At 63.8% G+C, this 8,908-nt stretch carries 18 protein-coding genes and 1 pseudogene; all 19 read left to right on the top strand.

From position 1 onward, the window contains the following. Positions 1-112, top strand: a pseudogene (locus ACHWVH_RS20730) (elongation factor Tu); the annotation flags it as partial. 475 nt (positions 113-587) lie between these two features. Next, complete coding sequence (rpsJ, locus tag ACHWVH_RS20725) at positions 588-899, top strand: 30S ribosomal protein S10 (protein WP_010341589.1); 312 nt, start codon at positions 588-590, stop codon at positions 897-899. 11 nt (positions 900-910) lie between these two features. Then, the gene (gene rplC, locus ACHWVH_RS20720; RefSeq protein ID WP_010341590.1) at positions 911-1,561 is read left to right on the top strand and encodes a 50S ribosomal protein L3; all 651 of its coding nucleotides are present in this window, start codon (positions 911-913) and stop codon (positions 1,559-1,561) included. Positions 1,562-1,573: 12 nt separating this feature from the next. Beyond that, the gene (rplD, locus tag ACHWVH_RS20715; protein WP_010341591.1) at positions 1,574-2,179 is read left to right on the top strand and encodes a 50S ribosomal protein L4; all 606 of its coding nucleotides are present in this window, start codon (positions 1,574-1,576) and stop codon (positions 2,177-2,179) included. Further along, on the top strand, positions 2,176-2,475 hold the full coding sequence (rplW, locus tag ACHWVH_RS20710; protein ID WP_010341592.1) for a 50S ribosomal protein L23: 300 nt from the start codon (positions 2,176-2,178) through the stop codon (positions 2,473-2,475). The genes rplD and rplW overlap by 4 nt, the downstream gene beginning before the upstream one ends. A 10-nt stretch (positions 2,476-2,485) precedes the next feature. Next, complete coding sequence (rplB, locus tag ACHWVH_RS20705) at positions 2,486-3,313, top strand: 50S ribosomal protein L2 (protein ID WP_010341593.1); 828 nt, start codon at positions 2,486-2,488, stop codon at positions 3,311-3,313. 6 nt (positions 3,314-3,319) lie between these two features. Further along, on the top strand, positions 3,320-3,589 hold the full coding sequence (gene rpsS / locus ACHWVH_RS20700; protein WP_010341594.1) for a 30S ribosomal protein S19: 270 nt from the start codon (positions 3,320-3,322) through the stop codon (positions 3,587-3,589). A gap of 12 nt (positions 3,590-3,601) precedes the next feature. Next, on the top strand, positions 3,602-3,937 hold the full coding sequence (gene rplV, locus ACHWVH_RS20695) for a 50S ribosomal protein L22 (RefSeq protein ID WP_003470663.1): 336 nt from the start codon (positions 3,602-3,604) through the stop codon (positions 3,935-3,937). Between the two features lie 17 nt (positions 3,938-3,954). Further along, positions 3,955-4,680 (top strand): 30S ribosomal protein S3, encoded by a 726-nt coding sequence (gene rpsC, locus ACHWVH_RS20690; RefSeq protein ID WP_263391397.1) that lies wholly within the window; start codon positions 3,955-3,957, stop codon positions 4,678-4,680. 5 nt (positions 4,681-4,685) lie between these two features. After that, positions 4,686-5,099 (top strand): 50S ribosomal protein L16, encoded by a 414-nt coding sequence (gene rplP / locus ACHWVH_RS20685; RefSeq protein ID WP_003470657.1) that lies wholly within the window; start codon positions 4,686-4,688, stop codon positions 5,097-5,099. Next, positions 5,099-5,284, top strand: a complete 186-nt coding sequence (gene rpmC / locus ACHWVH_RS20680; protein WP_010341597.1) for a 50S ribosomal protein L29 — start codon at positions 5,099-5,101, stop codon at positions 5,282-5,284. Before rplP ends, rpmC begins: the two co-directional genes overlap by 1 nt. Positions 5,285-5,295: 11 nt before the next feature. Next, a complete protein-coding gene (gene rpsQ / locus ACHWVH_RS20675; protein WP_010341599.1) occupies positions 5,296-5,565 on the top strand; it encodes a 30S ribosomal protein S17 in 270 nt (89 codons plus the stop codon). Positions 5,566-5,579: 14 nt separating this feature from the next. Next, positions 5,580-5,948, top strand: a complete 369-nt coding sequence (gene rplN, locus ACHWVH_RS20670) for a 50S ribosomal protein L14 (RefSeq protein ID WP_003486699.1) — start codon at positions 5,580-5,582, stop codon at positions 5,946-5,948. Between the two features lie 15 nt (positions 5,949-5,963). Continuing rightward, positions 5,964-6,281 (top strand): 50S ribosomal protein L24, encoded by a 318-nt coding sequence (gene rplX / locus ACHWVH_RS20665; RefSeq protein WP_394687871.1) that lies wholly within the window; start codon positions 5,964-5,966, stop codon positions 6,279-6,281. An 11-nt stretch (positions 6,282-6,292) separates the two neighbouring features. Then, the gene (gene rplE, locus ACHWVH_RS20660; protein WP_010341606.1) at positions 6,293-6,835 is read left to right on the top strand and encodes a 50S ribosomal protein L5; all 543 of its coding nucleotides are present in this window, start codon (positions 6,293-6,295) and stop codon (positions 6,833-6,835) included. A gap of 112 nt (positions 6,836-6,947) precedes the next feature. Then, on the top strand, positions 6,948-7,253 hold the full coding sequence (gene rpsN, locus ACHWVH_RS20655) for a 30S ribosomal protein S14 (protein ID WP_010341607.1): 306 nt from the start codon (positions 6,948-6,950) through the stop codon (positions 7,251-7,253). A gap of 254 nt (positions 7,254-7,507) precedes the next feature. Continuing rightward, positions 7,508-7,906 carry a 30S ribosomal protein S8 gene (gene rpsH, locus ACHWVH_RS20650; protein WP_010340446.1) on the top strand — a complete coding sequence of 133 codons (399 nt, stop codon included), beginning with the start codon at positions 7,508-7,510 and terminating at the stop codon, positions 7,904-7,906. Between the two features lie 16 nt (positions 7,907-7,922). Next, positions 7,923-8,450, top strand: coding sequence for a 50S ribosomal protein L6 (rplF, locus tag ACHWVH_RS20645; RefSeq protein WP_017908703.1), 528 nt, complete (start codon positions 7,923-7,925; stop codon positions 8,448-8,450). Between the two features lie 91 nt (positions 8,451-8,541). Beyond that, positions 8,542-8,901 (top strand): 50S ribosomal protein L18, encoded by a 360-nt coding sequence (rplR, locus tag ACHWVH_RS20640; protein WP_010340448.1) that lies wholly within the window; start codon positions 8,542-8,544, stop codon positions 8,899-8,901. Positions 8,902-8,908 lie beyond the last annotated feature (7 nt).

Here is an 8,908-nt window from a genome sequence, read left to right as displayed (position 1 = left end):
GATGGTGGTGACGCTGATCAACCCGGTGGCGATGGACGAAGGCCTGCGCTTCGCGATCCGCGAAGGCGGCCGTACCGTCGGCGCCGGCGTGGTGGCCAAGATCATCAAGTAATGCCCTCCGGCGGCGAAGGCCGCCGGCTGGAATCGCCAGCGACCTCGGTCGCCGGCATCGCGAGGGGTCGGCGCAAGCCGGCCCTTCGTCGTTTCCGGGCAGGCGAATGTTCTGGCGATTTGTTGTTGCGAGGTGTTGCGGAGGCGTGAAGTCGTCGCTATAATGCGCGGCTCGGCGTTCCTGGGTAGGGCGCCGGTAAGACAGCGAAAAGAGAGGCAGGACGCCGCTCGTGTTCGCAGGACCGGGAAGGTCGCGTCGCATGGAGCACTCAACAACCCCGGGTTGTTGACGCTGCTCTAGCTGCGCATTATACTTTTCCGTCTGGGCAGGCCGGGTCGACTGGTCTGCCCCAGTTTTTGGGGCGGAGGAATGCCCCCGCCGAGCCGGATGCTCTGCGGTACGACATCAGGAAACAACCGGGGCAGGTATCCCAGAGGCCTTGCCCGTCGCTCTTTTAACGAAGGAACCCACCGTCATGGCGGACCAAAAGATCCGGATTCGGCTGAAGGCGTTCGATCATCGTTTGATCGACCGTTCGGCCAGCGAGATCGTCGAGACGGCCAAGCGGACCGGCGCGCAAGTGCGTGGCCCGATCCCGCTGCCGACCAAGATCGAACGCTACACCATCCTCGTTTCCCCGCACGTCGACAAGGACGCGCGTGACCAGTACGAGACCCGCACGCACAAGCGCGTGCTCGACATCGTCGACCCCAACGACAAGACCGTGGACGCGCTGATGAAGCTCGAACTCGCGGCTGGCGTCGATGTCCAGATCAAGTTGACCTGAGGACTACGACCATGACGAAGAAGTATTCGTTGGGCTTCGTGGGCCGCAAGGCCGGCATGAGCCGCGTCTTCACCGAAGACGGCCGCTCCATCCCGGTCACCCTGATCGAAGCGACCCCGAACCGCATCACCCAGCTCAAGACCGTCGAAGCCGACGGCTACAGCGCCGTGCAGATCACCGTGGGCGCCCGTCGCGCCGCGCTGGTCAACAAGCCGGCGTCCGGCCATTTCGCCAAGGCGAAGGTCGAAGCGGGTCGCGGCCTGTGGGAGTTCCGCGTCGAGGACGCGCAGCTGGGCGAGTTCGCCGTCGGCGGCGAAATCAAGGCGGACATCTTCGCCGTCGGCCAGAAGGTCGACGTCCAGGGCGTCACCAAGGGCAAGGGCTTCCAGGGCACCATCAAGCGGCACAACTTCCGCATGGGCGATGCCACCCACGGTAACTCGCTGTCGCATCGCGCGCCGGGTTCGCTGGGTCAGCGCCAGACCCCGGGTCGCGTTTTCCCGGGCAAGAAGATGTCCGGCCACATGGGCGCGGTGCAGCAGAGCACGCAGAATCTGGAAGTGGTCAAGGTCGACGTCGAGCGTGGCCTGATCGCCATTCGCGGCGCTGTGCCTGGCGCTGCCGGTGGCGACGTGATCGTGCGTCCGGCTAGCAAGGCATAAGGAGAGATGACGATGGAACTCGTTATCACGGGTAGCAACAACAAGGTCTCGGTCTCCGACGCCGTGTTCGGCCGCGATTTCAGCGAAGATCTGGTTCACCAGGTCGTCGTCGCCTATCGCAACGCCGGCCGCGCCGGCACCAAGGCGCAGAAGACGCGTTCGGAAGTCAACGGCACCACCAAGAAGTCGAAGAAGCAGAAGGGCGGTGGCGCTCGCCACGGCGCGCTGACCGCTCCGATCTTCGTCGGCGGTGGCGTGACCTTCGCGGCCAAGCCGCGCAGCTTCGAGCAGAAGGTCAACCGCAAGATGTACCGCGCGGCCATCTGCGCGATCCTCTCGGAACTGAACCGCCAGGGCCGCCTGATGGTCGTCGACGCGTTCGACGTCGAGGCCAGCAAGACCAAGGGCCTGGTCGAGAAGCTGAAGGGTCTGGAAGTGGGCAAGCGCCCGCTGATCGTGACCGAAGAAGCGTCCGAGCATCTGTACCTGTCCGCCCGCAACCTTCCCTACGTGGAAGTGCGCGACGTGCAGGGCCTGGATCCGGTGTCGCTGGTCGGGGCCGATACGGTCGTGATCACCGCCGATGCGGTCAAGAAGGTCGAGGAGTGGCTGGCATGAGCAGCAACGAAAAAATCTTCAGCGTGCTGCGCGCTCCGCGTGTCTCCGAAAAGACCGCGCGCCTGCAGGAACTCTCCAATCAGTACGTCTTCGAGATTTCGAACGAAGCCACCAAGGCCGATGTCAAGGCCGCGGTCGAGCAGCTGTTCGACGTCAAGGTCGAGTCGGTCAACGTGTTGAACGTCAAGGGCAAGAACAAGTCCTTCCGTTCGCGCAGCGGTCGTCGCGGCGATTGGCGCAAGGCGTACGTGCGTCTGGCCGAAGGCCAGTCCATCGACGTAACGGCCAAGGCCTGAGGTACATCCCATGCCATTGATGAAATTCAAGCCCACCTCCGCAGGCCGTCGTTCGGCCGTGCGCGTGGTCACGCCCGATCTGCACAAGGGCGCCCCGCACGCTGCACTGGTGGAAAAGCAGAGCAAGTCCGGTGGTCGTAACCACCACGGCCGCATCACCACCCGCCACGTCGGCGGTGGCCACAAGCAGCACTACCGCGTCATCGACTTCAAGCGCAACAAGGAAGGTATCCCGGCGCGCGTGGAGCGGATCGAATACGATCCCAACCGCACCGCCCATATCGCCCTGCTGTGCTACGCCGACGGCGAGCGCCGCTACATCATCGCGCCGAAGGGCCTGAAGGCCGGCGACCAGGTGATCGCGGGTTCGGATGCGCCGATCAAGACCGGCAACACCCTGCCGCTGCGCAACATCCCGGTCGGTACCACCGTCCACGGGATCGAGCTGAAGCCGGGCAAGGGCGCGCAGATCGCCCGTGCCGCCGGCGCCGCGGTGCAGCTGGTCGCGCGTGAAGGCATCTACGCCACCCTGCGTCTGCGCTCCGGCGAAATGCGCAAGGTGCCGTCCGAGTGCCGCGCCACCATCGGCGAAGTCGGCAACGACGAGCACAACCTCGAGAAGCTGGGCAAGGCGGGCGCCAAGCGCTGGCGCGGCGTGCGTCCGACCGTTCGCGGTGCGGCCATGAACCCGGTCGACCACCCGCACGGTGGTGGTGAGGCGAAGGCCGGTCAGGGTAATCCGCATCCGGTCACCCCGTGGGGTGTCCCGACCAAGGGTTACAAGACGCGCCATAACAAGCGCACCGAACAATTCATCGTCCGCGATCGTAGGGGCTAATCGACCATGGCACGTTCACTCAAGAAGGGCCCGTTCGTCGATCACCACCTCGTCAAGAAGGTGGAGGCCGCGGCCGGCAGCAAGCGTCCGATCAAGACCTGGTCGCGTCGCTCGATGATCCTGCCGGAGATGGTGGGTTTCACCATCGCCGTGCATAACGGCAAGAACCACGTTCCGGTGCTGGTCAACGAGAACATGGTCGGCCACAAGCTCGGCGAATTTGCCGTCACCCGGACCTTCAAGGGTCACGGTGGCGACAAGAAGTCGGGCCGGTAAGGAGAGATGACGATGGAAGCGAAAGCAATCCTGCGCACCGCGCGCATCTCCCCGCAGAAGGCCCGCCTGGTCGCCGACCAGGTCCGTGGTCTTTCCGCCGAGCGGGCGGTCAACCTGCTGAAGTTCTCGGACAAGAAGGCTGCCCACCTGATCAAGAAGGTGGTGGAGTCGGCGATCGCCAATGCCGAGAACAATCAAGGCGCGGATGTCGACGAGCTGAAGGTCAAGACCATCATGGTTGATGAAGGTCCGACCCTGAAGCGTTTCATGGCGCGGGCGAAAGGCCGCGGTACCCGCATCCTCAAGCGCACCAGCCACATCACTGTGGTTGTGGGCGCCGCCAAGTAAGCGGAAAGGAAAAGACGATGGGTCATAAAGTTCATCCGATCGGAATCCGCCTGGGTATCGCCAAGGACTGGAATTCCAAGTGGTACGCCAACAAGGCCGAGTTTGCCGGTTACCTGGCAGCCGACCTCAAGGTCCGCGAAATGCTGCGCAAGAAGCTGGCGCAGGCGGGCATCAGCAAGATCCTGATCGAGCGTCCGGCCAAGACCGCGCGCGTGACGATCCACACCGCCCGTCCGGGCGTGGTGATCGGCAAGCGCGGTGAGGACATCGAGAAGCTGCGCAAGGAAGTGAGCGAGATGATGGGCGTCCCCGCCCACATCAACGTCACCGAAGTGCGCAAGCCGGAGCTGGATGCGCAGCTGGTCGCCGAGTCGATCGCGCAGCAGCTGGAGCGTCGCATCATGTTCCGCCGCGCGATGAAGCGCTCGGTCGGCAACGCGATGCGCCTGGGTGCCCTGGGCATCAAGGTCAACGTCGCCGGCCGTCTGAACGGTGCGGAAATCGCCCGTTCCGAGTGGTACCGCGAGGGCCGCGTGCCGCTGCACACGCTGCGTGCCGACATCGACTACGGCTTCGCTGAAGCCAAGACGACCTACGGCATCATCGGCATCAAGGTCTGGATCTACAAGGGCGAGATCTTCGATTTCTCCCAGGTTGGCCAGGAAAAGCAGGACGATTCCCCGCGCAACGATCGTAACGATCGCGGCGACCGTCCGTCGCGTCCGGCCCGTGAAGCGAGGTAACGGCAATGTTGCAACCCAAGCGAACCAAATACCGCAAGATGCACAAGGGTCGTAACGACGGCCTGGCGTGGAGCGGAAACGCCGTCAGCTTCGGCGAGTACGGGCTGAAGGCCACGGCGCACGGTCAGCTGACCGCGCGCCAGATCGAAGCGGCGCGCCGCTCGATCAGCCGCTACGTCAAGCGCGGCGGCAAGATGTGGATCCGCGTGTTCCCGGACAAGCCGATCACCAAGAAGCCGATCGAAGTGCGAATGGGCTCCGGTAAGGGTAACGTCGAGTACTGGGTCGCGCAGATCCAGCCCGGTCGCATGATCTATGAAATCGAAGGCGTCGGCGAAGATGTCGCGCGCGAGGCGTTCCGCCTGGCCGCTGCCAAGCTTTCGGTGACCACCACCTTCGTGACCCGGACGGTACGCTGATGGACATCAAACAACTCCGCGAGAAGTCGGCCGACGATCTGAAGGCCCACCTGACCGATCTGCGCAAGGAGCAGTTCGCCCTGCGCATGCAGCAGGTCACCGGGCAGCTGCCGAAGACTCACGAAACCCGCCGGGTGCGCCGCGAGATCGCTCGCGTCAAGCACCTGCTCGGCAGCACGAAGTAAGGATGGCCGCGATGAGCGACAATAACGAAAGCAAGACGCTGCGCACGGTCGAAGGCCGTGTGGTCAGCAACAAGATGGACAAGACCGTCACCGTGCTGGTGGAGCGTCAGGTCAAGCATGCGCTGTACGGCAAGTACATCAAGCGCTCGACCAAGCTCCACGCCCACGATGCCGACAACGCCTGCAACGAAGGCGATGTCGTGCGCGTGACCGAGATTGCGCCGATGTCCAAGACCAAGAACTGGCGGGTGGTGGAAATCGTCACCCGCGCGGCCGAATAAGGGAGATCTGAATCATGATCCAGATGCAGAGCTACCTCGACGTCGCCGACAATTCCGGTGCCAAGGAAGTGATGTGCATCAAGGTGCTCGGCGGCTCCAAGCGCCGCTACGCGCACATTGGCGACATCATCAAGGTCACCGTCAAGGACGCGATCCCGCGCGGCAAGGTCAAGAAGGGCGAAGTCTACGACGCCGTCGTCGTGCGTACCCGCAAGGGCGTGCGTCGTCCGGACGGTTCGTTGATCCGCTTCGACGGCAACGCCGCGGTGTTGCTCAACAACAAGCAGGAGCCGATCGGCACGCGCATCTTCGGGCCTGTGACCCGCGAGCTGCGGTCCGAGAAGTTCATGAAGATCGTCTCGCTCGCTCCCGAAGTGCTGTGAGCGGAGGACATACACATGGCTAACCGTATCAAGAAGGGCGACCAGGTCGTCGTCACCACCGGCAAGGACAGGGGCAAGCAGGGCGAAGTCGTCCGCGTCGACGGCGACCGCGTGGTCGTCTCCAACGCGAACATCGTCAAGCGCCACACCAAGCCGAACCCGCAGGCGGGCGTCGCCGGCGGCGTGGTCGAGCGCGAAGCGTCGATCCATATTTCCAACGTTGCGATCCTCAACCCGGCCACGGGCAAGGGCGACCGCGTTGGCTTCAAGGTGCTGGAGGATGGACGCAAACTGCGTGTGTTCCGCTCCAGCGGTGAGGCGCTCGACGCCTGAGGAATGACACAATGACTTCCCGTCTCGAAAAGATCTACAAGGAAGAAGTGGTACCGGCTCTGATGAAGAAGTTCGGTTACACCAATCCGATGGAAGTGCCGAAGCTGGTCAAGGTCACGCTGAACATGGGCGTGGGCGAAGCCGCGACGAACAAGAAGATCCTGGAAAACGCTGTCGCCGACATGGCCAAGGTCTCCGGCCAGAAGCCGGTGGTGACCAAGTCGCGCATCTCGGTGGCGTCGTTCAAGATCCGCGATGGTTGGCCGATCGGCTGCAAGACCACGCTGCGTCGCGCCAAGATGTACGAGTTCCTGGACCGCCTGATCAACATCTCGCTGCCGCGCGTGCGCGACTTCCGTGGTGTCTCGGGGCGTTCGTTCGACGGCCGCGGCAACTTCAACATGGGCGTGAAGGAGCAGATCATCTTCCCGGAAATCGACTTCGACGCCGTCGACGCGATCCGCGGTATGGATATCGCCATCACCACCACCGCCAAGACCGACGCCGAAGCCAAGGCGCTGCTCGAAGCGTTCAAGTTCCCGTTCCGTAACTGATTGACAGACGGGATTCGGGATTCGGGATTCGGGATGGAAAGGGCGCTGCGCCCGTCACATCCCGGATTCTGGAAATCTCCAATCCCCACTCTCGAATCCCGAGGATTTACAGATGGCAAAGACCTCCATGGTCAACCGCGACATCAAGCGCAAGAAGCTGGCGAAGAAGTTCGCCGACAAGCGTGATGCGCTGAAGAAGATCATCGCCTCCGGCACCGCCTCGTACGACGAGAAGGCCGAGGCCGTGACCAAGCTGCAGAAGCTGCCGCGCGATTCGTCGCCGAGCCGCCAGCGCACCCGTTGCGAACTGTCCGGCCGCCCGCGTGGCGTGTACGGCAAGTTCGGCCTGGGCCGCAACATGCTGCGCAAGGCGACCATGAACGGCGACGTTCCGGGCCTGCGCAAGGCCAGCTGGTAATGCCAGCGGCGCCGGTCCCGTTCGCGGGGCCGGGCAGGGCGGTCTAGCCGCCCGCGTGTCGTTCAGACAACGAGTCCGACGCAAGTCGGACTTTTTGTCGTATACTCCCGCTCCTTGCCTCGCGGCAGGGACGGGTATGGCAGCCGCCGCGGGTTCCTCCGGCGGTTGCGCGCTTCACCCCCTGCGTCATTCCACCGCTCCACCACACAAGATTTTCGCGAAAGCGGATATCGGTGCACTCAAAGGTAGACACCATGAGCATGACTGATCCCATCGCCGACCTGCTGGTCCGCATCAAGAATGCGGCCGCGGTTGGCAAGCCGACGGTGAAGATGCCGTCCTCCAAGATCAAGGTTGCGATCGCGGAAGTGCTGAAGGCCGAAGGCTACATCAGCGATCTGCGCGTCAACGCGATCGAGAACAACAAGTCCGAACTGGAAATCGTGCTGAAGTATTTCGAGGGCCGTCCGGTCATCGATACGCTCAAGCGCGTTTCGCGTTCGGGTCTGCGCCAGTATCGCGGCAAGACCGAGCTGCCGAAGGTTCTCGGCGGTCTGGGCGTTGCCATCATTTCCACGTCCAAGGGCATCATGACCGATGCGCAGGCCCGTCAGGCCGGCGTCGGTGGCGAAGTCCTGTGCTTCGTGGCCTAAGGGAAGGAGCACTCACATGTCCCGCGTAGCCAAGAAGCCGATCTCCCTCCCGAAGGGCGTCGAACTCACCGTCCAGGCCGATCAGGTCAGCGTCAAGGGCCCGAAGGGCACCCTGTCGCTGCCGAAGCCGGCCGGCGTCGAAATCAAGCAGGAAAACGGGGTCGCCACGCTGTCGGCGAACGATCCGTCGCACATCGCCATCACCGGCACCGTTCGCGCCATCCTGGCGAACATGGTGCAGGGCGTGTCCGCGGGCTTCGAGCGCAAGCTCGAGCTGGTGGGCGTCGGCTACCGTGCCACGATGCAGGGCAAGGACCTGAGCCTGGCGCTCGGTTTCTCGCACCCGATCGTGTTCAGCGCGCCGGAAGGCATCACCCTGGCCGCTCCGACCCAGACCGAGATCCTGGTGCAGGGCGCCGACAAGCAGCGCGTCGGCGAAGTCGCCGCCAAGATCCGCGGTTTCCGTCCGCCGGAGCCCTACAAGGGCAAGGGTGTGAAGTACGCCGGTGAAGCCATCATTCGCAAGGAAGCCAAGAAGGCCTAAGGCAGGTCCTTCTGCGAGGAGCCCGGCCATCCATGGCCGGACTCTCCACTGCAAAAGCCTGTTCCCCTTCAGCTTTCCTAGGACACATACCATGAGCATCAACAAGAACATCGCCCGCCTGCGTCGCGCCAAGTCGACCCGCGCCCACATCCGCGAGCTCGGCGTCGCCCGTCTGTCGGTGCTGCGCACCGGCCAGCACCTGTACGCGCAGGTCTTCACCGCCGACGGCTCCAAGGTCCTCGCCGCGGCGAACACCCTGCAGGCCGACGTCAAGGACGGCCTGAAGAACGGCAAGAACAGCGACGCCGCCGCCAAGGTCGGAAAGCTGATCGCCGAGCGCGCCAAGGCCGCGGGCGTCGAGAAGGTCGCCTTCGACCGCTCGGGCTACCGCTACCACGGCCGCATCAAGGCGCTGGCCGACGCCGCGCGCGAAGGCGGCCTGCAGTTCTGATCCTTGC

This window comes from uncultured Xanthomonas sp. (assembly GCF_964278005.1).
GTDB classification, from domain to species: domain Bacteria; phylum Pseudomonadota; class Gammaproteobacteria; order Xanthomonadales; family Xanthomonadaceae; genus Xanthomonas_A; species Xanthomonas_A sontii.
This window is presented reverse-complemented; position numbering and strand designations above follow the sequence as displayed.

Excerpts from the sequence above, each read along its gene's own strand:
- rpsH (WP_010340446.1), top strand. The coding sequence starts at position 7,508 with ATGAGCATGACTGATCCCATCGCCGACCTGCTGGTCCGCATCAAGAAT.
- rplC (WP_010341590.1), top strand. The coding sequence starts at position 911 with ATGACGAAGAAGTATTCGTTGGGCTTCGTGGGCCGCAAGGCCGGCATG.
- rplV (WP_003470663.1), top strand. The coding sequence starts at position 3,602 with ATGGAAGCGAAAGCAATCCTGCGCACCGCGCGCATCTCCCCGCAGAAG.
- rplB (WP_010341593.1), top strand. The coding sequence starts at position 2,486 with ATGCCATTGATGAAATTCAAGCCCACCTCCGCAGGCCGTCGTTCGGCC.
- rplE (WP_010341606.1), top strand. The coding sequence starts at position 6,293 with ATGACTTCCCGTCTCGAAAAGATCTACAAGGAAGAAGTGGTACCGGCT.
- rplN (WP_003486699.1), top strand. The coding sequence starts at position 5,580 with ATGATCCAGATGCAGAGCTACCTCGACGTCGCCGACAATTCCGGTGCC.
- rplD (WP_010341591.1), top strand. The coding sequence starts at position 1,574 with ATGGAACTCGTTATCACGGGTAGCAACAACAAGGTCTCGGTCTCCGAC.
- rpsC (WP_263391397.1), top strand. The coding sequence starts at position 3,955 with ATGGGTCATAAAGTTCATCCGATCGGAATCCGCCTGGGTATCGCCAAG.
- rplP (WP_003470657.1), top strand. The coding sequence starts at position 4,686 with ATGTTGCAACCCAAGCGAACCAAATACCGCAAGATGCACAAGGGTCGT.
- rplF (WP_017908703.1), top strand. The coding sequence starts at position 7,923 with ATGTCCCGCGTAGCCAAGAAGCCGATCTCCCTCCCGAAGGGCGTCGAA.
- rpsS (WP_010341594.1), top strand. The coding sequence starts at position 3,320 with ATGGCACGTTCACTCAAGAAGGGCCCGTTCGTCGATCACCACCTCGTC.
- rplX (WP_394687871.1), top strand. The coding sequence starts at position 5,964 with ATGGCTAACCGTATCAAGAAGGGCGACCAGGTCGTCGTCACCACCGGC.
- rpsN (WP_010341607.1), top strand. The coding sequence starts at position 6,948 with ATGGCAAAGACCTCCATGGTCAACCGCGACATCAAGCGCAAGAAGCTG.
- rpsJ (WP_010341589.1), top strand. The coding sequence starts at position 588 with ATGGCGGACCAAAAGATCCGGATTCGGCTGAAGGCGTTCGATCATCGT.
- rpmC (WP_010341597.1), top strand. The coding sequence starts at position 5,099 with ATGGACATCAAACAACTCCGCGAGAAGTCGGCCGACGATCTGAAGGCC.
- rplR (WP_010340448.1), top strand. The coding sequence starts at position 8,542 with ATGAGCATCAACAAGAACATCGCCCGCCTGCGTCGCGCCAAGTCGACC.
- rplW (WP_010341592.1), top strand. The coding sequence starts at position 2,176 with ATGAGCAGCAACGAAAAAATCTTCAGCGTGCTGCGCGCTCCGCGTGTC.
- rpsQ (WP_010341599.1), top strand. The coding sequence starts at position 5,296 with ATGAGCGACAATAACGAAAGCAAGACGCTGCGCACGGTCGAAGGCCGT.